We start from the raw sequence: 25,421 nt of genomic DNA on the forward strand, positions 1-25,421 counted from the left end.
CCATCGTGACCAATATCGAAGTCGCCGTCAACACGCTTTCCCATTCCGCGCCCGAACAATTCTCCGGGATTTTCCGGCGCGGTACGCGCGGGGTGGGCCGACTTCCCCGGGAAGGGAGCGGCCCACCGGGTCAGTCGCGGCCCAGACCCTTGTTGATGAACGCGAACAGTTCCTCGTCGCTGGCGTCCTGGAGCCGGTCCACGTCGGCCAGCACGTCGGGAGGAGTACCCCCGTCGGAGACCTCGTCACCGGACGCGGGGGCCGCCGGGTCCCCGGCGTCGTTCCACTTCGCCAGCAGCGACTGGAGCCGCATCGTCACCCGGGCCCGTACGACGTTGTCGGAGGTGCCGTGCTCCAGCACCACCTCCAGCTTGTCCAACTCGTCCAGCAACGGGGCGCCGCCCGCCGCCGCGTCCGGCACGATCCCGGCCCGCAGGAAGGCCGCGACGGCGGCCGGGGTCGGGTGGTCGAAGACGAGGCTCGCGGGCAGCTTCAGCCCGCTGGCCGCGCCGAGGCGGTTGCGCAGGTCCACCGATGTCAGCGAGTCGAAGCCGAGCTCCTTGAACGCCCGCCCCGCCTCGATCGACGACAGGTCGGGGTGGCCGAGGACGGCCGCCACGGCGGTGCGGACCAGTTCCAGGACGGTGCGCTCCTGCTCGGCCTCCGGCAGGCCCGCCAACTGCTGAGCCAGCGGCATGCCCCCGGCCAGTTCCTCGGCGGACTCCCGCTCGACGCTCTCGATCACCTGCCGGGCCTCCGGCAGCCCCAGCAGCAGCGGCCGCTCCCGGTCGGCGGTGAAGGCGAGCGTGAACCGCTTCCAGTCCATGTCCACGACCGTCAGCGTCGCCTCGTCCCGGTCCAGCGCGTGCTGGAGGGAGACCAGAGTCCGCTCCGGCGGCATCACCAGGATGCCGTGCCGGCGCATTCGGTCACCGGCCGCCCCACTGTCGCCCGCCGCGCTGTCCCACGGACCCCAGGCGATGGCGGTGGCGGGCAGCCCGGCCGCGCGCCGGTGCTCGGCGAACGCGTCCAGGAAGGCATGGCCCGGCGCCTGGTTGCCCTGACCGGGCGCGCCGAACGTGGCGGAGAAGGAGGAGAACAGCACGAACGCCGACAGGTCGAGCCCGCGGGTCAGCTCGTGCAGGTGGCGCGTGGCGTCCACCTTGAGCCGCAGCACCTCCCGCATCCGCTCGGGCGTGAGCGCTTCGATCACGCCGTCGTCCAGGACGGCGGCGGTGTGCACCACGGCGGTCAGCGGGTGCTCGGCGGGGAGCGATTCCAGCAGCGCCGCGAGCGCCTCGCGGTCGGCCACGTCGCAGGCAGCGACCGTGACCTTGGTGCCCAACGCCTTTATTTCGTCGCGCAGTTCGACGGCGTCCGGCGCGTCGATCCCGCGCCGGCTGGTCAGCACCAAGTGCTCGGCGCCGTTGGCCGCGAGCCAGCGGGCGACGTGCGCGCCCAGGGCTCCCGTGCCGCCGGTGACGAGCGTGGTACCCCGCGGCTTCCACTCGCGTACGGCCGGAACGTCGGCCAGCCGCGCCCGCACCAGCCGACGGCCGTACAGGCCCGCCGTTCGCAACGCCACCTGGTCCTCGGAGCCGTCGCCCGCGAGGAGGCCCACCAGCCGGGCGAGCGTGCGCGCGTCGGTCTGCTCGGGCAGGTCGAGCAGACCGCCCCAGCGCCCGCCCTGCTCCATGGAGGCCACCCGGCCCATGCCCCACACCAGCGCCTGCTCGGGTTCGGCGAGCCGCTCGGCGGAGTTCACCGCGACCGCGCCCCGGGTCAGGCACCACAGCGGCGCGTCCACGTCGGCGTCACCGAGCGCCTGGAGGAGCGTCACCGCGTCGATCAGTCCGGCACCGGGCAGCAGTACGGCCCCGGCCACCTCGTCCGCGGCCTCGCGGATCCGGGCGGCCAGCTCGTCGCGGCTCTCGCCGGCGACCGCGAGGGTAAGGACCTCGGCGCCGTGCTCGGTGAGCGCGCCGGTGATCGCGGTGGCGTCGGCCCCCTCGGGTACGGCGATCAGCCAGGTGCCGGACAGGCGCGCGGCGGCCGGGTCGGCGATCCGCTTCCACGTCACCCGGTAACGCCAGCCGTCCACCGTGGACTGCTCACGACTCTGCCGACGCCAGGCCGACAGAGAAGGCAGCAGAGACGTCAACGAGTCGTTGTCGGCCAGGTCCAGCTCGGCGGCCAGCGCCTCCAGATCCTCACGCTCCACCGCGTCCCAGAACCGCGCGTCCACCGCGCTCTCGGCCACCACCGGCACCTCGACGGGCGCGGCCTCGGGCCAGAACCGCTGCCCCTGGAAGGCATACGTCGGCAACTCCGCCCGACCCGCACCCGTCCCCGCGAACACGGCATCCCAGTCGACCGACGCGCCATGTACGTACGCCTCACCGACCGACTGCCAAAAACGCTCCAGACCACCCTCGTCACGACGCAGCGAACCCACCACAGCCACCGCACGGCCCACGTCCTCGGCCGTCTCCTGCACACCGACACTCAGCACCGGGTGCGGACTGGATTCGACGAAGACGCCGAAGCCGTCCGCCAGCAGGGTGCGGGTGGCGTTCTCCAACTCCACCGTCCGCCGCAGATTGGTGAACCAGTAACCCGCGTCCAGCTCCGGACCGCTCACCCACTCACCGGTGACCGTGGACAGGAACGGAACCCGCGCCTCCAACGGACGTACCGGAGCGAGGAGTTCGGCAAGCTCCTCACGCAGCAACTCCACCTGCGCCGAATGCGAGGCGTAATCGACCGCGATCCGCTTCGCCCGCACACCGTCCTTCTCACAGACCGCCAGGAACTCGTCCAGCGCCGACGCCTCGCCCGAAATCACGGCCGACGAAGGCCCGTTGACCGCCGCCACGGAGATACGGTCCTCACCCCACGGCGCAATCAGCTCCCGTACCCGGGCCACGGGCAACGGCACCGACACCATCCCGCCCAGACCCGCCAGCACCCGCCCGATCGCCTGACTGCGCAACGCGACCACACGAGCCGCATCCTCCAAAGTCAAGATCCCCGCCACACACGCGGCAGCGATCTCACCCTGCGAATGCCCCAGCACCGCGTCCGGCACCACACCCACCGAACCCCACACCTCGGCCAGCGACACCATCACCGCGAACAGAACCGGCTGCACGACATCCACCCGGTCCAGCGAAGGCGCGCCCGCCGCACCACGGAGGACATCGGTCAACGACCAGTCCGTGAACGGCTCCAGCGCCTTCGCACACTCCTGCACACGCGAGGCGAAGACCGGCGAAGAGTCCAACAGCGCCTCGGCCATGCCCACCCACTGGGACCCCTGCCCGGGGAAGACGAACACCGTCCGACCGCCCACCACCGAACCCGTCACCACACCGGCGGCCATCGCACCCGAAGCGACCGCCTCCACCCCGGCCGCATGATCCGGACCCAGCACCACGGCCCGATGCTCCAAGCCGGCCCGCGTCAACGCCAGCGACCGCCCGACCATCAGCGGATCGGCCTCCCGATCCGCGATCCACTCCCCCAGCCGCGCCGCCTGCCCCCGCAGCGCCGCCATGCCCTTGCCCGACAACACCCACGGCACCACCGCAACCGTGGGGGCGACATCCTCCGGACCCGCGCTCTCCCCGGCCTCCGGCGCCTGCTCCACGATGACGTGGGCGTTCGTGCCACTGAAACCGAACGACGAGATGCCCGCCCGGCGCGGACGGTCCGCCTCGGGCCACGCCGCGACCTCTCGTACCAGTGAGACCGTGCCCGACGACCAGTCGATGTGCGGCGACGGCTCGTCGATGTGGAGGCTGCGGGGCAGCAGGCCGTGCTTCATCGCGAGGACCATCTTGATCACACCGGCGACACCGGCGGCTGCCTGCGTATGACCGATGTTCGACTTCACCGAGCCCAACAGCAACGGACGCTCCACCGGCCGGCCTTGGCCGTACGTGGCAAGGAGCGCCTGCGCCTCGATCGGGTCGCCCAGCTTCGTACCGGTGCCGTGCGCTTCCACCACGTCCACATCCGCGGCGGACAGCCGGGCGTTGGCGAGGGCCTGGCGGATGACGCGCTGCTGCGACGGACCGTTGGGCGCGGTCAGACCGTTGGAGGCACCGTCCTGGTTGACGGCGGAACCCCGCACGACCGCGAGGACCGGTCGCCCGTTGCGGCGGGCGTCGGAGAGACGCTCCAGGAGGAGCATGCCGACGCCCTCGGCGGGGCCGAAGCCGTCGGCGTCCGAGGAGAACGCCTTGCAGCGGCCGTCCCGGGAAAGGCCCCGCTGCTTGCTGAACTCCACAAAGAGGCCGGGCGTGGACATCACGTGCACACCGCCCGCGAGGGCCAGCGAGCACTCGCCGTTGCGCAGCGCCTGTACCGCCAGGTGGATGGCGACGAGCGACGCCGAGCAGGCCGTGTCGATGGTGACGGCCGGGCCCTCCAGGCCGAAGGTGTACGAGAGCCGTCCGGACATCACGCTGGCGGCGTTGCCGGTGCCCAGGTGACCGGCGTAGTCCTCGGCGGCCTCCACCAGCGGGGTGAGGTAGTCGGAGCCGTTGATGCCGACGAAGACGCCGGAGCGGCTGCCTCGCAGCGTGGCCGGGTCGATGCCCGCCCGCTCGAACGTCTCCCAGGTGGTCTCCAGCAGGACTCGCTGCTGCGGGTCCATGGCCGTGGCCTCGCGCGGGGAGATACCGAAGAAGTCGGCGTCGAAGGTGGTGGCGCCGGCGAGGAAGCCGCCCTCGCGGGTGATGGAGGTGTTGGGCTCGTCGGGGTCGTCGGAGAAGAGGTTGTCGAGGTCCCAGCCCCGGTCGGCGGGGAATTCGGAGAGGGCGTCCCCGTCGTTGCTCAGCAACTCCCACAATTCCTCGGGGGAGTTGCTGCCGCCCGGGTAACGGCAGGCCATGGCCGTGATGGCGATGGGCTCGTGGGACCGGCTCTCGATGTCCCGCAGTCGCCCGTGGGCCTCGTCGAGTTGCGTCGTGACTTTCTTCAGGTATTCGCGGAGCTTCGCTTCGTTCGCCACTGGCGCTTCACCTGTTCGCATGGTCGAGAGCGTGGAGGTATTCGCACGTGCTCGGAGTGGTTCGGGTCGGGGGTCTGGGGTCCCGAGGGTGCTCCTCAGGGGTCCCCAGGGGGCGGACGCACCGCCGGGCGGGCCGGCGGTGCGTCCGGGGCGGCTGGAGCCTGTCGCCCGGAGGGGGTACTGCGCCCAAGGGCGCTGTGCCCCAGGGGCGCACGGCATCAGCCCTGGCCCAACTTCTTGTCGATGAGGGCGAAGAGCTCGTCGTCGCTGGCGTCCTCGATCTCGTTCGCGCCGTCGTCCTCCGGGGCGGGGCGGGCGTCGTTCCACCGGCCGAGCAGCGCCTGGAGCCGGACCGCGACGCTCGCGTGGGCCCTCTCGTCGTCGCCGACGGCCTCGGCCAGCCGCCCGGCGTCGAGTGCGGAGAACATGCTCTCCAGCCGGTCGATCTCGGCGAGCAGCGACACCTCGTGGGCAACTGCCTTCGGGGCGATTTCGGCCAGCAGGTGCCGGGCGAGGGCCGCCGGATTGGGGTAGTCGTACACCAGGGTGGCGGGCAGCCGCAGTCCGCTCGCGGCGTTGAGCCGGTTGCGCAGCTCGACCGCTGTGAGCGAGTCGAAGCCGAGCTCCTTGAACGCCTGTTCTCCGCCGACGAGTTCGGCCGACCGGTGGCCGAGCACGGCGGCCGCCTCGCCACGCACCAGGTCCAGCACGGTCCGCTCGCGCTCGGCGGGCGGGAGCGCGGTCAGGTGCTCGGCCAGTTTCGTCTGCGCCGCGACCCCGCCGGTCCCGTCGTGCGCCGGGCGGGCGGTGGCGGGGACGGTGCGGCGCACCGGGGTGCGCACCAGGCCGCGGAGCATCGGCAGGATCCCGCCGTCGGCCGCGCGGGCGCGCAGGGTGGCCTGGTCGAAGGCGACCGGCATCAGCACCGGCTCGTCGCTCGCCAGGGCCGCGTCGAAGAGTGCCAGGCCGTGCGCCGCGTCGAGCGGTGCGACACCACCTCGTGCGGCGCGGGTCCGCTCGCGCTCGGTGAGCCGGCCCGCCATGCCGCGCTCCTCCGCCCACATGCCCCACACCAGGGACAGAGCGGGCAGGCCCGCCGCGTGCCGGTGCCGGGCGAGGGCGTCGAGCAGGACGTTGGCTGCGGCGTAGTTGGCCTGTCCGGCGCCACCGAGGGTGCCGGCCGCTGCGGAGAACAGCACGAACGCCGACAGGTCCAGTTCACGCGTCAGCTCGTGCAGGTGCAGCGCAGCCTCGGCCTTGGGCCGCAGCACCGCGTCCACCCGCTCCGGGGTGAGCAGGTCCACGAGCCCGTCGTCCAGGACGGCGGCGGTGTGCACCACGGCCGTCAGCGGGTGCTCGGCGGGTACGGAGGCGAGCAGCGCGGCCACCGCGTCGCGGTCGGCCACGTCGCACGCCGCCCAGGTCGCCGAGGCACCCAACTCGCGCAGATCGTCGACGAGTTCGCGCGCGCCTTCGGCCTTCTCACCGCGTCGGCCGACCAGCAGCAGATGGCGTGCACCGTGCTCGGCGGCCAGGTGCCGGGCGAAGAGCCGGCCGAGGCCACCACTGGCACCGGTGAGCAGGACCGTGCCCTCCGGGTCGAGGGTACGGCCGGTACCCGTCGGCGCGTCCTGCCGCACCAGCCTGGGGGCGAGGAATTCCGCCCCGCGCAGCGCGAGTTCGGGCTCGTCGGACGCGGCCGCGGCGGTCAGCGCCCGCAGGGACGCCTCCGTGCCGTCGACGTCCACGAGGACGAACCGGTCCGGGTTCTCGGTCTGCGCCGCGCGCACCAGGCCCCATACCGGGGCGTGCGCCAGGTCGGCCACCTCGGCCTCCGGGCCCGCGGCCACCGCGCCCCGGGTGACGAAGACCAGGCGGGATCCGGCGAACCGGCCGTCGGCCGGCCACGCCTGCACGGTGGCGAGCGCCCGGTGCGTGGCCGCCCGTACGCCGCCGATCAGGTCCTGCTGCGACGCGTCGGCGGCCGTGAGGAACGGCACGTACACCGTGTCCGGCAACTCGCGACCGGCCGCGACGGCCGTCTCCAGGGCCGCGAGGTCGGCGTATGCGTCGAGGTCGCGGCCCGCGCCGGCGAAGGCGTCGAGCAGCACCCGGTCCGGGTCCCCGACCACGACCGGGTCGGCGGCGGACGCGTCGGCCGGGACGGCCGAGGGCTGCCAGTCCAGCCGGAACAGCCCGTCCGTCCCCCCGATCGGGGCGAGCGCGAACCGTTCGGCGTCGAGCTCCTGCGTCACCAGCGCGGCGACGGAGGCGAGCGGCGCGCCCTCGGCGTCGGCCAACTCCACTGACATGGTGCCCTCGTCCTGCGGAGTGAGCGTCAGACGCAGCGCGTCCGCGCCCCCCGCGTGCAGGCGCACACCGCGCCACACGGCCGGCAGCCGGCGCGCGGCCCCCTGGGCCACCGCCGTGACCTGCGCCGCTGCGTCCAGCAGAGCCGGATGCAGTCCGAACCTCGCGGCGGAGAGCTGGAGTTCCTCGGAGAGCCGGGCCTCCGCGAACACCTCCTCGCCGCGCGTCCACACCCGGGTCGGGGTGCGGAACGCCGGGCCGTGGTGGCGGTCCGCACCGGCGAGCCGCTCGAACAGGGTCCCGACCGGCACCTCCTGCGCGTCGGCGGGCGGCCACGGGGTCGGGTCGGCCCCGACAGGGCCGGCGGTGCGGGCTGCGGTGCGTGCGTCGGTACGTGCGTCCGTACGGGCCGTACCGACGCCCAGCAGTCCGGTGGCGTTGCGCGACCACGCGCCGTCGGCGGCCGATTCGGCCCGGCTGTGCACCTGTACTGGGCGGCACCCGGCGTCGTCCGCCCTGCCGACCGCGACCCGCAGTTGGACGGCCCCGGTCTCGGGCAGCACGAGCGGCGCCTCGACGGTCAACTCCTCGACGGTGTCGCAGCCGACCTCGTCCCCGGCCCGCACCGCGAGCTCGACGAACGCCGCCCCGGGCACCACCACACTGTCCGCCACCACGTGGTCGGCCAACCAGGAGTGCGTACGCAGGGACAGCCGCCCGGTGAACAGGAACCCGCCGGAGTCCGGGAGTTCGACCGCGGCACCGAGCAGCGGGTGCCCGGCGTCATCGATGCCGGCCACGGTCACGTCACCGCTCTCGACGAACGCGTCCACCCAGTAGCGCTCGCGCTGGAACGCGTACGTGGGCAGGTCCACCCGGCGCGCGCCCGTGGCGGAGTGGTACGCGACCCAGTCGACGACGGTGCCGTGGACATGGGCGGAAGCGAGGGCCGTGGTGAGGGTTTCGGCCTCGTCCCGGCCTCCGCGCAGGGCGGGGGTGAAGACGGTGGTGTCGGGGCGGTCGACGCAGTCCCTGGCCATGGCGGAGAGGATCCCGTCGGGGCCCAACTCCAGGTAGGTGGTGACGCCCTGGGCCTCCAGGGTGCGGATGCCGTCGGCGAAGCGGACCGCCTCACGGACGTGGCGGACCCAGAAGTCGGGGTCGGCCATGTCGTCGGTGACCACCGCGCCGGTCAGATTCGACACGACCGCGATCCGGGGACTGTCGTAGGTCAGCCCCTCCGCCACCTTACGGAAGTCGGCGAGCATCCCGTCCATATGCGGCGAATGGAACGCATGACTGACCGTCAGGCGCTTGGACTTTCGGTCCGTGAACGCACCGGCGATCCTCTCCGCCTCGTCCGCGTCACCCGCGATCACCACGGACCGGGGCCCGTTGATCGCCGCGATACTCACCCGCTCGCTCAGCAGCGGCGTGACCTCGACCTCGGTCGCCTCCAGCGCGACCATCACCCCGCCCCCGGGAAGGGCCTGCATCAGACGACCACGCGCCGACACGAGCCTGCAGGCATCATCCAGGGACAGCACACCGGCCACATGAGCGGCAGCGATCTCACCGATCGAGTGCCCCGACACGAAGTCGGGCTTCACACCCCACGACTCGACGAGGCGGAACAGCGCCACCTCGACCGCGAACAACGCCGGCTGCGCGAACTCCGTCCGGTTCAACAGTGCGGCGTCCTCGCCGAACAGCACGTCCTTCAGCGGGAGTTCGAGGTCCATCCGGCTCGCCACCGCGTCCAGCGCTTCCGCGAAGACTGGGTACGTCGCGTACAACTCACGCCCCATACCCAGCCGCTGGCTCCCCTGACCGGTGAAGAGGAGGGCCGTCTGCCGGTCGGTGCCGACCACACCCCGTACGACCCGGGTGTCCGTCCGGCCGGCCACCAGCTCACCCAGGGCCTCGCGGAAGTCACCGAGGTCGGCGCCGACGACCACCGCGCGGTGGTCGAGCAGCGCGCGGCCGGCGGCCAGCGAGTGGGCCACGTCCTCGGGCCGCAGCCCGTCGTGGGCGGCCAGGTGCGCTCGGAGGCGCTCGGCCTGGTCGCGCAGGGCCGTCGCGTCACGGCCCGAGAGGACCCACGCGGTCGCGGTGGGCACGCCCTGCGCCCGTACGGCGTCGGGCTCCTCCGCGGCCGGGGCCTGCTCCAGGATGGTGTGGGCGTTCGTCCCGCTCACGCCGAAGGAAGAGATGCCGGCGCGCCGCGGACGGCCCGTCTCGGGCCACGCCACGGAATCCGTCAGCAGGGAGACCTCGCCCGCGGTCCAGTCGACGTTGGGGGTGGGCTCGTCCACGTGCAGCGTCTTCGGGAGCACGCCGTGCTCCATCGCCAGCACCATCTTGATCAGACCGGCGACACCGGCCGCTGCCTGGGTGTGGCCGATGTTGGACTTCACCGAACCCAGAAGGAGCGGCCGGCCCTCGGACCGGTCCCGGCCGTACGTGGCCAGCAGGGCCTGGGCCTCGATCGGGTCGCCCAGTTTGGTACCCGTGCCGTGCGCCTCGACCGCGTCGACCTCGTCGGCGGACAGGTCCGCGCTTGCCAACGCGGCGCGGATGACGCGCTGTTGGGAGGGACCGTTGGGCGCGGTCAGACCATTGGACGCACCGTCCTGGTTGACAGCCGAACCACGGACCACCGCGAGGACCGGGTGACCCTCGGCGCGGGCCTGCGACAGCCGCTCCACGAGCAGCATGCCGACCCCCTCACCCCAGCCCGTGCCGTCCGCCGCCGCCGCGAACGCCTTGATACGGCCGTCCTCGGCCAACCCACGCTGACGGCTGAACTCCTCGAAGGCGCCCGGCGTGGACATCACCGTCACGCCGCCGGCCAGCGCCATGTCGCACTCGCCGTTGCGCAGCGCCTGCACCGCCAGGTGCAGGGCCACGAGCGACGACGAGCACGCCGTGTCGACCGTTACGGCCGGACCCTCCATACCGAAGACATAGGAGAGGCGACCGGAGACGACGCTCGCGGAGTTGCCGGTGCTCATGAAACCGTCGCCGCCCTCGGCGGAGTTGAGGACCAGGTTGAGGTAGTCCTGACCGTTGGTGCCGACGAACACGCCCGTACGACTGCCACGCACCGACGACGGGTCGATGCCCGCCCGCTCGAACGCCTCCCACGAGGTCTCCAGCAGCAGCCGCTGCTGCGGGTCCATGGCGAGGGCCTCGCGCGGCGAGATCCCGAAGAAACCGGCGTCGAACTCCGCCACGTCGTAGAGGAATCCGCCCTCCTCCGTATACGCCTCGTCCCGCGCTCGCGGGCCGACGACGGACTCGGTGTCCCAGCCCCGGTCGGTCGGGAACGCGCCGATGGCGTCCCCGCCGGTGGCCAGCAGCCGCCAGAAGTCCTCGGGCGTCCGTACGCCGCCCGGGAAGCGGCAGCTCATCGCGACGATGGCGATCGGATCGCCCGTGGCGGCCGCGACGGTCGGAGCCGCCCCCGACTCGCCCTGTTCGCCGAGGAGTTCGGCGCGCAGATGGCCGGCGAGCGCGACGGAGGTCGGGTAGTCGTAGACGAGCGTGGCGGGCAGGCGCAACCCGGAGGCCGCGTTCAGGCGGTTGCGCAGCTCGACCGCCGTCAGCGAGTCGAAGCCCAGCTCCTTGAACGCCCGCCTGGCGCCCACCCCTTCGACGCCCGCGTGGCCGAGGACGCCGGCCACCTCTTGGCGGACCAGATCGAGCAGCAGCCGCTCCCGCTCGCCCGGAGGCAGCTCGGCGAGCCGGCCCGCCAGACCCTGGCGTTCCGAGGCCGAGGCTGCGCCGTCGGTCGCGCCCGAGCCGGATTCCCGGGCCTCCGCGATCTCGGCGAACAGGTTGCTCGCCCGCGCGGCCGTGAAGGCGGGGCCGTAACGCGCCCAGTCCACGTCCACCACCGTGACTGCGGTGTCGCCGGCGCCGACGGCCCGGTGCAGGGCCGTGACGGCGAGGTCGGCGTCCATGGGTGGCACACCGCCCTGGCGCATACGGGCCTCCAACGCCTGGTCGGCGGCCATGCCCCCCTCGGCCCACGGGCCCCAGGCGAGCGAGGTCGCGGCCAGACCGTCGGCACGGCGCTGCTCGGCGAGTGCGTCCAAGTAGGCGTTGGCTGCGGCGTAGTTGGCCTGCCCCGCCGCACCGAGCGTGCCGCTCATGGAGGCGAACAGCACGAACGCATCGAGCTCGATGCCGAGTTCGTTCGTCAACTCGTGCAGGTTGCGCGCGGAGACCGCCTTGGCCCGCAGCACGGACCGGATCCGCTCCGGGGTGAGACCGTTCAGCACGCCGTCGTCCAGGATGCCGGCGGTGTGGACCACAGCCGTCAGGCCCTCCGCCTCGGCGGCGAGCAGCTCGCGCAGCGCGTCCCGGTCGGCGGCGTCGCAGGCCACCACGGACACGTCGGCGCCCAAGTCGGCCAGCTCGGCCGCCAGTTCGGCCGCACCCGGGGCATCCATACCCCGACGGCTGGTGAGCACCAGGCGCTCGGCGCCCTCGGCGGCCAGCTCGCGGGCGACCTTGCCGCCCAGCGCGCCCGTACCGCCCGTGATCAGGACAGTGCCGGACGGGGTCCAAACTGCCGCGCCTTCGGCCTGCGGGGCGCGGACCAGACGGCGCCCGAAGGCGCCCGAGCCGCGCACGGCGACCTGGTCCTCGTCCGCGCCGGAGACGAGGCCGGAAGTGAGGCCGGAAGTGAGGCCGGAAGCGGCGCCGGCTCCGGCGAGCACGCCGGTGAACCGGGCCGCGGCCCGCTCGTCCAGCTCGGCGGGGATGTCGACCAGGCCGCCCCAGCGCTCCGGGTGTTCGAGGGCCGCCACCCGGCCCAGGCCCCACACCTCGGCGGCGACGGGATCAGCGAGCCGGTCGGAGCGGCCGACGGAGACCGCGCCACGGGTCACGGCCCACAGCGGGACCGGGACAGCCGCGTCGCCGAGGGCCTGCACCAGCGCGGTGGTCTCCACCACGCCCAGCAACGAGACCACACCGGCCACGTCGGCGGAGTCCGCGAGCAGTGCGGCGAGCGCCGCGCGGTCGGAGCCCGCCTGGACGGCGAGCGTACGCACCGCGGCGCCCGCGCCTGTCAGCGCGGCCACCACATCGGCGTCGCCCCCGCTCCCGGCCTCGGCCGGCCACGCCACCAACCACGAGCCCGACAGCCGGGCACCGGAGGAGGGGTCGGCCAGCGGCTTCCAGGTGACGCGGTAGCGCCAACCGTCCACGGCCGACTGCGCCTTGCGCCGCTTGCGCCACGCCGACAGAGCGGGCAGGACACCTGCCCAGCTCTCCCCGTCGCCGGATTCGACCGTCTCCGCGAGCGACTCCCCGTCCCCGCGCTCGACCGCGTCCCAGAACCGGGCGTCCACGGCATCCACGATGTCCGTGGTGCCGTCACCCGACACCGCTCCGGCCAGGACGGTCTCCGGCCAGTAGCGCTTGTGCTGGAAGGGGTACGTGGGCAGGTCCGCGTACCGGGTCACGGTCCCGGTCCCGCTCCCGGTCCCGTGGAAGGCGGCCCAGTCGACCAGGACACCCCGGACGTGGGCAGTGGCCAGCGCGGTGACCACGGTCTCGGCCTCCATCCGGCCGCCACGCAGCGCGGGCACGAAGCCGGCGTTGCCGTCGGTCACGCAGTGCTGCGCCATGGCGGAGAGGACCCCGTCCGGACCCAGCTCGACGTACGTGGTGACACCGGCGGCTTCGAGCGCGCGCATGCCGTCGGCGAAACGGACCGCCTCACGGACGTGCCGCACCCAGAACTCGGGCTGCGTCAACTGCTCCGAAACGAGAGCACCGCTCACATTCGAGATCAGTGCTATCCCGGGGGTCGCGTACGTGATGCTCTCCGCGACCTCGCGGAAGGCCTCCAGCATGCCGTCCATGTGCGGCGAGTGGAACGCGTGACTCACGGTGAGGCGCTTGGACCTGCGGTCACTGAACGAACCGGCGATCCGCTCGGCCTCGTCGGCATCACCCGCGATCACCACGGACCGCGGCCCGTTGATCGCCGCGATGCTCACCCGCTCCGACAGCAACGGAGCAACCTCCGCCTCCGTCGCCTGGAGCGCGATCATCACGCCACCCTCCGGCAACGACTGCATCAACCGACCCCGCGCCGACACCAGCCGGCACGCATCCTCCAGCGAGAACACCCCCGCCACGTGCGCGGCCGCGATCTCACCGACCGAATGACCGGACACGAAGTCCGGCCGCACACCCCACGACTCGAACAACCGGAACAACGCCACCTCGACCGCGAACAGCGCCGGCTGCGCGAACTCCGTACGGTTCAGCAGCTCCGCGTCGTCCCCGAACAGCACGTCCTTCAACGGGGGTTCGAGATCCAGCCATTCCGCCACCGCGTCCAGCGCTTCCGCGAAGGCCGGGTACGCGGCGTACAGCTCACGTCCCATACCCAGCCGCTGGCTGCCTTGGCCCGTAAACAGGAAGGCGAGCTTTCCACCGACGGCGGACCCGCTGACGACACCGGGGGCCACGCTGCCCTCGGCGACGGTAGCGAGTCCGGCCAGCAGGGCCTCGCGGTCTCCCGCCACCACGGCGGCCCGCTCCTCGAACGAGGACCTCCCCAGCGCCAGGGCGCGCCCGATCTCGCTCGCAGCCATTTCCGGAGCACCCGTCGCATACGTGAGCAGTGCTCGCGCCTGGTCCCGCAGGGCGGCGTCGGTCTTCGCCGACAGGAGCACCGGGAGTACCTGCTGTCCGGAGGCGGCGCCCGTGGTGTCCGGAGCGGCCGATTCCGGGGACTGCTCCAGAATGGTGTGCGCGTTCGTCCCGCTGAAGCCGAACGAGGAGACACCCGCCCGACGCGGGCGACCCGTCTCGGGCCACGCGACCGACTCCGTCAGCAGGGCGATGTCACCCGCTTCCCAGTCCACCTGCGGGGACGGCTCGTCGACGTGCAGCGTCTGGGGCAGCACCCCGTGGCGCATCGCCATGACCATCTTGATGATGCCCGCGACACCGGCCGCGGCCTGCGTGTGCCCGATGTTCGACTTGATGGAGCCCAGGTGCAACGGCAACCCCTCGGGACGGTCCTGCCCATACGTCGCCAGCAGCGCCTGGGCCTCGATCGGGTCACCCAGCCGGGTGCCCGTACCGTGCGCCTCCACCGCGTCCACCTCGGCGGCGGTCAGTCCCGCACTCTCCAGAGCGGCGCGGATGACGCGCTGCTGCGAGGGGCCGTTCGGGGCGGTCAGGCCGTTGGAGGCGCCGTCCTGGTTGACGGCGGAGCCACGGACCACGGCCAGGACGGGATGCCCGTTGCGGCGCGCGTCGGAGAGGCGCTCGACGAGCAGCATGCCCGCGCCCTCGCCCCAGCCGGTGCCGTCGGCAGCCGCCGCGAAGGCCTTCACGCGACCGTCGGAGGCGAGCCCCCGCTGGCGGCTGAACTCGATGAACGTGCCCGGCGTGGACATCACCGTGACGCCGCCCGCCAGAGCCAGGTCGCACTCGCCGTTGCGCAGCGCCTGGATCGCCCAGTGCAACGCGACCAGCGAGGAGGAGCAGGCCGTGTCGACCGTGACCGCGGGACCCTCCAGACCGAAGACGTACGAGAGCCGACCCGAGACCACGCTCGCGGCATTACCGGTCCCGAGGTGGCCCTCCAGACCCTCGGGGTCCTCCAGCAGTACGGAGAGGTAGTCCTGGCCGTTGGTGCCGACGAACACCCCGGCCTGGCTGCCCCGGAGCGTCTCCGGGTCGATGCCGGCGCGCTCGAACGCCTCCCACGACGTCTCCAGCAGCAGTCGCTGCTGCGGGTCCATCGCGAGCGCCTCGCGCGGCGAGATTCCGAAGAACTCGGCGTCGAAGTCGGCCGCGTCGTACAGGAAGCCGCCCTCACGGGTGTACGACGTGCCCAGCGCTCCGGGGTCGGCGTCGTAGAGCGCGTCCACGTTCCACCCCCGGTCCAGCGGTAGGTCGCTGATGGCGTCGCCGCCGGACGCGAGCAGTGTCCACAGGTCCTCGGGGGTCCGTACGCCGCCGGGGAAGCGGCAGCTCATCGCCACGATCGCGACCGGGTCGTCGTCCACGGCCACGACCGCCCGTGCGGTCTCCAAAGCACCTTGTGCGCCCAGCAGTTCGTCACGCAGGTACGCGGCCAGGGCGGCCGGGGTCGGGTAGTCGTAGACCAGAGTGGCCGGGAGGCGCAGCTCGGCGGCGACGCCGAGGCGGTTGCGCAGCTCGACGGCGGTCAACGAGTCGAAGCCGATCTCGCGGAACGCGCGTCCCGCCTCGATCTCGTCGGCACCGGAATGGCCGAGCACCGCGGCGACCTGCGTGCGCACCAGGTCGAGCAGGAACGCGTCGCGGTCGCCCGCGGGCAGCTCCTGGATCCGCCGGGCCAGCGACGAGCCGGGCCGCACGGCCTGATCGTTGACGGCACGGACGGCCGCGACCTCGGGCAGTTCAGCAAGGAGGTTGCTCGCCCGGACGGCCGTGAGACCCGGTGCGTAGCGCTGCCACTCCACGTCCACGATCATCAGCGCGGCCTCGGCCGAAGCGACGCTGTGGACCATCGCCGTCAGCGCCGTCTCCGGCGCCATCGGCGGCACACCGCCCTGGCGCATACGGGCCTCCAACGCCTGGTCGGCGGCCATGCCACCCTCGGCCCACGGGCCCCAGGCGAGCGAGGTCGCGGCCAGACCGTCGGCACGGCGCTGCTCGGCGAGTGCGTCCAAGTAGGCGTTGGCGGCGGCATAGTTGGCCTGCCCCGCCGCACCAAGCATGCCGCTCATGGAGGAGAACAGCACGAACGCATCGAGCTCGATACCGAGTTCACCCGTCAGCTCGTGCAGGTTACGGGCCGACTCCGCCTTGGCCCGCAGCACCGACGTGAATCGCTCGGCGGTCAGGGAGTCCAGCACCCCGTCGTCGAGAACGCCGGCCGTATGCACGACCGCCGTAAGCCCCTCCGCCTCAGCCGCCAACAGCTCCCGCAGCGCGTCCCGGTCGGCGGCATCGCACGCCACCACGGACACGTCCACACCCAAATCGGCCAACTCCACGGCGAGTTCGGCCGCGCCCGGAGCATCCATGCCACGACGGCTGGTCAGCACCAGACGCTCGGCACCCTCGGCGGCCAACCTCCGCGCGACCTTGCCACCCAGAACACCCGTACCACCGGTGATCAGAACAGTCCCGGACGGGATCCAGGAGCCCTCACCGCGCGGGGCACGGACAAGACGACGCCCGAAGACCCCCGCCTCCCGCACCGCGACCTGATCCTCATCAAGACCCGACTCCGCACCGGCCAGCACACTGACGAACCGCGCACCCGCCCGCTCGTCCAACTCGACCGGGACGTCGATCAGACCGCCCCAACGGTCCGGGTCCTCCAGAGCGACAACCCGCCCCAGCCCCCACACGCCAGCGGCAACCGGGTCGTCAAGACGGTCGGAACGACCCACGGAAACCCCACCCCGCGTCACCCCCCACACCCGAGCCGTTACACCGGCATCACCCAACGCCTGCACCAGAACGGCGGTGTCCACCACACCAAGGAGAGAGACGACGCCCGCCAATTCGTCTGCCCCTGCGAGCAGTGCAGCGACCGCCGCGCGATCCGATCCCCCCGGGACGACGAGCGAACGAACCTGCGCACCCGCACCCGACAACGCCGCCACCACATCGGCCGAGCCGGTCGGATCGGCCGACACCACCAGCCACGTGCCGCTCAGTACGACACCGGAGGCCATACCGGCCAACGGCTTCCAGCTGACCCGGTAACGCCAACCATCCACTTCCGACTCGACGTTGCGGCGCTTGCGCCAAGCCGACAGGGCCGGCAACAACTCCGTGACGGTGGCGTCGTCGGCCACATCCAGCTCAGCGGTCAGCGCGGCCAGATCCTGCTGTTCGACCACGTCCCAGAAACCGGCGTCCACGACGTGAGCGGTCCGGCCGGTGACGGAAGCACCCGTGGGCAGAATGGTGTCCGGCCAGTAGCGCTTGCGCTGGAAGGCGTACGAAGGCAGGTCCACCCTCCCCGCTCCCGTACCGGCGAAGAAGGCGGACCAGTCCACGGGCGCGCCGCGAACGTAAGCCTGGGCGAGAGCCGCGACAGCAGTCTCGGCCTCGTCACGCCCGCCCCGCAGAGCGGGAACGAACACAGCAGAGTCGATGTCCTCGACACACTCCTGGCCCATGGCGGAAAGCACACCGTCCGGACCCAGCTCGACATACGTGGTGACACCGGCGGCTTCGAGCGCGCGGACACCATCGGCGAAACGGACGGCCTCCCGGACGTGACGCACCCAGAACTCGGGCCGCGTCAACTGCTCCGAAGCGAGAGCACCGCTCACATTCGAGATCACCGGTATGCGCGGCAGCTCGTACGTCAACCCCTCCGCCACGGCACGGAACGCGTCCAGCATGCCGTCCATGTGCGGCGAGTGGAACGCGTGACTCACGCTCAGCCGCCTGGACTTGCGGTCGGAGAACGAACCGGCGATCCGCTCGGCCTCCTCCGCGTCACCCGCGATCACCACGGACCGCGGCCCGTTGATCGCCGCGATACTCACCCGCTCTCCGAGCAGCGGCGTGATCTCGTCTTCGGTGGCCTGGAGGGCGATCATCACGCCGCCCTCGGGCAGCGCCTGCATCAGACGACCGCGGGCCGACACCAGCCGGCACGCGTCCTCCAGTGAGAACACCCCGGCCACATGCGCGGCCGCGATCTCACCGACCGAATGACCTGACACGAAGTCCGGCCGCACACCCCACGACTCGAACAACCGGAACAACGCCACCTCGACCGCGAACAACGCCGGCTGCGCGAACTCCGTCCGGTTCAGCAGCTCCGCATCGTCCCCGAACAGCACGTCCTTCAGCGGGAGTTCGAGGCCCATCCGGCTCGCGACCGCGTCCAGCGCCGCCGCGAACACCGGGTAGGCCGCGTACAACTCACGCCCCATACCCAGCCGCTGACTCCCCTGCCCCGTGAACACGAAGGCGAGCGCGCCACTGTCGACCACGCCTCGGACCAAGGCCGCCGAAGCATCACCAGCAGCCAGCGTCGCGAGCCCGCTGGTCAGACCGGCGTGCCCATCCCCCGGAACCCCGAACACAACCGCACGATGCTCCAGAGCGGCACGACCGGTGGCAAGCGAGTAACCGACATCCAGCGCATCGACCGAACCCCCCGCGAAACCGCGCAACCGAACAGCCTGCGCACGCAACGCCTCGGCCGAACGACCGGAGACAAGCCAGGGCAGCACCGGCAGAACACGCGATACCCCGGACACCGAAGCCGACGGGACCTCGGGAGCCTGCTCGATGACAGTGTGGGCGTTGGTACCGCTGTAGCCGAAGGAGGAGACGCCCGCGCGGCGGGGACGGCCGGTGTCCGGCCAGGACACGGCCTCGGTGAGCAGGGAGATGTCCCCGACGGACCAGTCGACGTGCGGGGACGGCTCGTCGACGTGGAGCGTCTGGGGCAGCACCCCGTGCCGCATCGCCATGACCATCTTGATGACGCCGGCGGCACCGGCGACGGCCTGGGTGTGGCCGATGTTCGACTTCACCGAGCCGAGCCACAGCGGCCGGTCGGCGGAACGCCCCTGGCCGTACGTGGCGAGCAGCGCCTGTGCCTCGATCGGGTCGCCGAGCGTCGTACCCGTACCGTGCGCCTCGACGGCGTCCACGTCCGTGGCGGAGAGGCCGGCGTCGGCGAGGGCCTCGCGGATCACGCGCTGCTGGGACGGGCCGTTGGGCGCGGTCAGACCGTTGGACGCGCCGTCCTGGTTGACGGCGGTGCCCTTGATGACCGCGAGGACCGGGTGGCCGTTGCGGCGCGCGTCGGACAGGCGCTCCACCAGGAACAGACCTACGCCCTCGGACCAGTTGGTGCCGTCGGCGGAGGCGGCGAATGCCTTGATCCGGCCGTCGGCGGCGAGGCCGCGCTGTCGGCTGAACTCGGTGAACGCGCCGGGCGTGGACATGATCGTCACGGCGCCGGCGAGTGCCATCGTGCAGGTGCCGCGCCGCAGTGCCTGGGCCGCGAGGTGCAGGGTGACCAGGGACGAGGAGCAGGCCGTGTCGATGGTGACGGCCGGCCCCTCCAGGCCGAAGGTGTAGGAGATGCGGCCGGAGACGACGCTGGCGGCGTTGCCCGTGCCGAGGTGGCCCTCCAGGCCGTCGGAGTCGTTGAGCCAGAGCTGGAGGTAGTCCTGTGCGTTGGAGCCGACGAAGACGCCGGTGCGGCTGCCGCGCAGGGTCGCCGGGTCGATGCCGGCCCGTTCGAAGACCTCCCAGGTGGTCTCCAGCAGCAGCCGCTGTTGCGGGTCCATCGCCAGGGCTTCGCGCGGCGAGATCCCGAAGAGGCCCGCGTCGAAGAGCGCGGCGTCGTGCAGGAAACCGCCCTCTCGGACGTAGGAGGTGCCCTCCTGGTCGGGGTCGTCGCTGTAGAGGGTGTCGAGGTCCCAGCCGCGGTCGGCGGGGAACGCGGTGATCCCGTCACGGCCCTCGGCGAGCATGCGCCACAGGTCCTCGGGGGAGGTGATGCCGCCGGGGAAGCGGCAGCCCATGGCCACGATGGCGATGGGGTCGTCGGACTCGTCGGTGGCGGTCCGCGTGATCGCGGCGGTGCCGGTCGGGGCGGCCAGGTCGCCGACGATCTCCTCTCGCAGGTACGCGGCGAGCGCGGTCGCGGTCGGGTAGTCGAAGACGAGCGTGGCGGGCAGTCGGCGCCCGGTGGCCTCGCCGAGCAGGTTGCGCAGCTCGACGGCGGTCAGCGAGTCGAAGCCGAGTTCCTTGAAGGAGCGGCCGGGTTCGACGGAGGCGGGGCCGGGGTGCCCGAGAGCGGAGGCGACCTGCGTACGGACGAGGTCGAGCAGGACCCGGTCCTGTTCGGCGGCCGGGAGGCCGGCCAGGCGGCGGCGCAGCCCGTCCTCTCCGCCCGCGGAGGCCGCGCCGGTGACGGTGCGGCGCGCGGGGACACGTACCAGGCCGCGCAGCAGCGGCGCCATGGTGCCGGCGCGGGCCTGGCTGCGCAGCGCGGCGGTGTCGATGCGCATGAGGACCGGGGCGGGCTCGTCGAGCCGGTGCGCCAGGTCGAACAGTTCCAGGCCCTCGGCGGTGGTCAGGGGCGGCAGGCCGTTCCGGCGCATACGGCTGACGTCGGCCTCGGTGAGGGTGCCGGCCATGCCGTCTGTGTCGGCCCACAGCGCCCAGGCGGTGGAGGTGGCGCGCAGCCCGAGGTGCCGACGGTGCTCCGCGAGGGCGTCGAGGAAGACGTTGGCGGCGGCGTAGTTGCCCTGGCCAGGGCCGCCGAAGACACCGCCGATGGAGGAGAAGAGAACGAAGGCGGTGAGGTCGAGGTCCCGGGTCAGATGGTGCAGGTTGCAGGCCGCGTCCACCTTGGGGCGCAGCACGGCCGAGAGACGCTCGGGGGTGAGGGAGGCGATCACGCCGTCGTCGAGGACACCGGCGGTGTGCACGACCGCGCCGAGCGGGTGGTCCGCGGGCACGGCGGCCAGGACGGCGGCGAGCGCGTCCCGGTCGGCCACGTCGCAGGCCGCCCACGTGACAGTCGCACCCAACTCGATCAGTTCCGCTGAGAGTTCGAGGGCGCCGGGCGTGTCCGCGCCGCGTCGGCCGACCAGCAGCAGGTGCCGTACGCCGTGTTCGGCGACGAGGCGGCGGGCCACCAGGCCGCCGAGCATGCCGCCCGCGCCGGTCACGAGTACGGTCGCGTCGGGGGCGTACGTCACGACGGGTTCGGTGTCGTCCTCCTCCTCACGCACCGGCACCCGGGCCAGGCGGGGGGCGTACGCGATGCCGGCGCGCAGGACGAGCTGCGGTTCGCCCGTGTCGAGCGCGGCGGGCAGGGCGCTTACGGAGGAGTCGAGACCGTCGGTGTCGAGCAACAGCAGCCGGCCGGGGTACTCGGACTGCGCGGAACGCAGCAGTCCCCACACGGCGGCGTGGACGGGGTCGGTGACGGTGTCGCCGACCGCGCCGCGCGTGACAACGACGAGCCGGGCGTCGCCGAACCGCCCGTCGCCGCACCACTGTTGGACCTGCGCGAGAGCGCGGTGCGCGGCGTCGTGCACGGTCTCGGCGTCCACCTGAGGCGTACCGTCGACGGTGTACGGGCCGTAGCCGGCGAGCACGGCGTCCGGGACGGGCGTGCCGTCCGCGACGACCCCCGCCAGCTCGGCCAGGTCCGCGTATGCGGTGCCTTCGCCGCCCAGCGCGCTCCGCAGCGCCTCGAATGCGGTATCGGGCGCGGCACCGGGCGTGGCACCGAACATGGCATCGGATGGGGCAGCGGACGCGGTCTCGGGCGGGGTCTCGGCCGGGGTCTCGTTTCCGGCCTCGTGACCGGTGAGCAGGGCGGCCGGATCGCCGAGCGCCGCCCAGCGCAGGGTGCGCTCGGGTGGTGCGGCGGGGGCGGGCAGCGCGGTCCACTCGGTGCGGAACACCGACTCGTGGTGCGCGGCGCGGGCGACGCGCATCTGGTCGGCGGAGACGGTGCGCAGCACCAGCGAGTCGACGGTGGCGACCGGTGCGCCGGCGGCGTCCGCGATCTCCAGGCGCACGCCGTCGGCACCGGCCGGGGCCAGGCGCACCCGCAGGGCGTCGGCGCCCGCGGCGTGCAGACGTACTCCGGTCCAGGCGAAGGGCAGTCGGCCCTCGCCCTCGGTACCGCCCAGCACGCCGAGCCCGAACGCGTGCAGGGCCGCGTCCAGCAGAGCGGGGTGCAGTCCGAAGTCCCTTGCGGCAGCGGCGTGTTCCCGAGGCAGGGCGACTTCGACGCAGACCGCGTCGCCGTGCCGCCATGCGGCGGTCAGGCCCTGGAACACGGGGCCGTAGCCCATACCGACTCCGGCGAGATCCGCGTACAGGCCGTCGACGGCGAGTGGTTCGGCGCCGGGCGGCGGCCACTCGGTCAGGCCGACGCCGGTCTGCGTCGCGCCCTGGCCGAGCAGGCCGGAGGCGTGCCGGGTCCACGACTCCTCGGTGGCGTCCTGCGGGCGGGAGGAGAGCGAGAAGGTACGGCGCCCGGAGCCGTCCGCGTCGGGCGCGCCGAGGTGGATCTGCATCTGGACGGCGCCGCGCGCGGGCAGCACCAGCGGTGCCTCCAGCGTCAGCTCCTCCAGGACGTCGCAGCCGACCTGGTCACCGGCGTGCACGGCGAGCTCGACGAAGGCCGTGCCGGGCAGCAGGACCGTGTCCATGATCGCGTGGTCGGCCAGCCAGGGGTGGGTGTCAAGACCGAGCCGGGCGGTGAGCAGCAGCCCCTCGGTGTCGGCGAGCGTCACGGCGGCGCCGAGCAGGGGGTGCCCGACCGTCTCCAGACCGGCCGCCCGCACGTCTCCGGCCCGCGCGCCCGGCGCCAGCCAGTACGTCTGGCGCTGGAAGGCGTACGTCGGCAGGTCGACGCGGCGCGCGCCGGAACCGGCGAAGTACGCGGCCCAGTCGACGTTCGCGCCGTGGGCGTGAGCGTGGGCGAGGGCGGTGACGGATGTCTCGGCCTCGTCGCGGCCGGCGCGCAGGGCGGCGGCGAAGGCGGCGTTCTCACTCTCGACGCAGTCCTGCGCCATGGCGGACAGGACGCCGTCGGGACCGAGTTCGAGATACGTGGTGACACCCGCGGCTTCGAGCGCGCGGATACCGTCGGCGAAGCGGACGGCCTCGCGGACGTGGCGCACCCAGAACTCGGGCCGCGTCAACTGCTCCGAAACGAGAGCACCGCTCACATTCGAGATCACCGATATCTTCGGCAGCTCGTATGTCAGGGTCTCCACCACTGCGCGGAAGGCGTCCAGCATGCCGTCCATGTGCGGCGAGTGGAACGCGTGACTCACGGTGAGGCGCTTGGACCTGCGGTCACTGAACGAACCGGCGATCCGCTCCGCCTCGTCGGCATCCCCCGCGATCACCACGGACCGCGGCCCGTTGATCGCCGCGATGCTCACCCGCTCCGACAGCAGCGGGGTGACCTCCGCCTCCGTCGCCTGGAGCGCGATCATCACGCCGCCCTCCGGCAGCGCTTGCATGAGCCGGCCCCGGGCCGCGACGAGAGTGCAGGCGTCCTCCAGTGAGAACACCCCGGCCACATGCGCGGCCGCGATCTCACCGACCGAATGACCGGACACGTAGTCCGGCCGTACACCCCACGACTCGAACAGCCGGAACAACGCCACCTCGACGGCGAACAACGCCGGCTGCGCGAACTCCGTACGATTCAGCAACTCCGCATCGCCGCCGAACAGCACGTCCTTCAGCGGGAGTTCGAGATCCATCCGCTCCGCGGCCGCGTCCAGCGCCGCCGCGAACACCGGGTAGGCCGCGTACAACTCCCGTCCCATCCCCAGCCGCTGGCTCCCCTGCCCCGTGAACAGGAAGGTGAGCTTTCCGCCGACGGCGGACCCGCTGACGACACCGGGAACGGCGCGCCCCTCGGCGAGAGCGGCGAGGCCGGCCAGCAAGCCCTCACGGTCGCCCCCGACGACCGCGGCCCGCTGTTCGAAGACGGTACGGCCCAGCGCGAGTGAGCCGCCGACGTCGGCCGGGCGCGGCTCGGGGTGCGCCTCGACGTGCGCGAGCAGCCGACGGGCCTGGTCGCGCAGCGCGTCCTGTCCCTTGGCGGACAGCAGCCAGGGCACGACCGACGGCCCGGCCGCCGCGGCGGGCACGCTCTCGGACAGGGGCTCGGCGACGACCTCGGGAGCCTGCTCGATGATCGTGTGGACATTGGTGCCGCTGACACCGAAGGCGGAGACGCCGAAGCGGCGCGGGCGCCCGGTCTCGGGCCAGCCGCGCTGCTCGGTGAGCAGTCGCACGGCACCGGCGGACCAGTCCACGTGCGAGGTCGGTTCGTCCACGTGCAGGGTCCTGGGCAGCACCCCGTGGCGCATGGCCATGACCATCTTGATGATGCCCGCGACACCGGCGGCGTTCTGGGTGTGGCCGAGGTTGGACTTCAACGAACCCAGCCAGAGCGGCCGTTCGGCCTCGCGACCCTGGCCGTACGTGGCCAGCAGCGCCTGCGCCTCGATCGGGTCGCCGAGCGTCGTACCCGTACCGTGCGCCTCGACGGCGTCCACGTCGGCGGTGGTCAGCCGGGCGCTTTCCAGGGCCTGGTGGATGACGCGCTGCTGGGCGGGGCCGTTGGGGGCGGTCAGCCCGTTGGAGGCACCGTCCTGGTTCACGGCCGAGCCGCGCACGACCGCGAGGACCTGGTGGCCGTTGCGGCGCGCGTCGGAAAGACGCTCCACCAGAAGCACACCGACGCCCTCGGACCAGCCGGTGCCGTCGGCGGACTCGGCGAAGGACCTGCAGCGCCCGTCGGGCGACAGTCCGCGCTGGCGGCTGAACTCGACGAAGACGTCCGGGCCCGCGAGCACGGTGGCGCCGGCGGCGAGTGCCAGCGAGCACTCGTCGTTGCGCAGCGCCTGGACGGCCATGTGCAGGGCGACGGACGAGGAGGAGCAGGCGGTGTCGACGGTGGCGGCGGGCCCTTCCAGGCCGAAGACGTACGCGAGCCGGCCGGAGGCCACGCTGGAGGCGGTGCCGGTGAGCAGATGGCCTTCGACGCCGTCCGGCAGCTCGGAGGTGGCGGCGCCGTACGCGTTGGCGGAGGCGCCGACGAAGACGCCGGCGCGGCTGCCGCGCAGCGTGGTCGGGTCGATGCCGGCGTGCTCGAAGACCTCCCAGGTGGTCTCAAGGAGCAGGCGCTGCTGCGGGTCCATGGCGAGGGCCTCGCGCGGGGAGATCCCGAAGAAGGCGGGGTCGAAGTCGGCCGCGTCGGTGAGGAATCCGCCCTCGCGGGCGTACGTGGTGCCCTCGTGGTCCGGGTCGGGGTCGTAGAGGGACTCGGTGTCCCAGCCGCGGTTGTCGGGGAACCCGGAGATGGCGTCGCCGCCGCTCTCGACGAGGTGCCACAGGTCCTCCGGGGACCGCACGCCGCCGGGGAAGCGGCAGCTCATGCCGACGATCGCGATGGGTTCGCGTGAGGCGTCGGTCAGCTCCTGGTTCCGACGGCGCAGCCGCTCGGTTTCCTTGAGGGAGGCCCGCAGCGCTTCAACGACTTTTACGTCGGGGGTTGTCATCACTTACTCCGCACTTCGGG

The 25,421-nt window shown here is 72.7% G+C and carries 2 protein-coding genes; both read right to left on the reverse strand.

All coding sequences use genetic code 11. The features are described from left to right. Positions 1 to 130: 130 nt before the first annotated feature. The gene (locus tag ACIQRL_RS31225; protein WP_401337791.1) at positions 131 to 5,017 is read right to left on the reverse strand and encodes a type I polyketide synthase; all 4,887 of its coding nucleotides are present in this window, start codon (positions 5,015 to 5,017) and stop codon (positions 131 to 133) included. Positions 5,018 to 5,235: 218 nt separating this feature from the next. Continuing rightward, positions 5,236 to 25,401 carry a type I polyketide synthase gene (locus ACIQRL_RS31230; RefSeq protein ID WP_401337793.1) on the reverse strand — a complete coding sequence of 6,722 codons (20,166 nt, stop codon included), beginning with the start codon at positions 25,399 to 25,401 and terminating at the stop codon, positions 5,236 to 5,238. Between the last annotated feature and the right edge of the window lie 20 nt (positions 25,402 to 25,421).

The organism is Streptomyces sp. NPDC091209 (genome assembly GCF_044757755.1).
Lineage (GTDB): Bacteria > Actinomycetota > Actinomycetes > Streptomycetales > Streptomycetaceae > Streptomyces.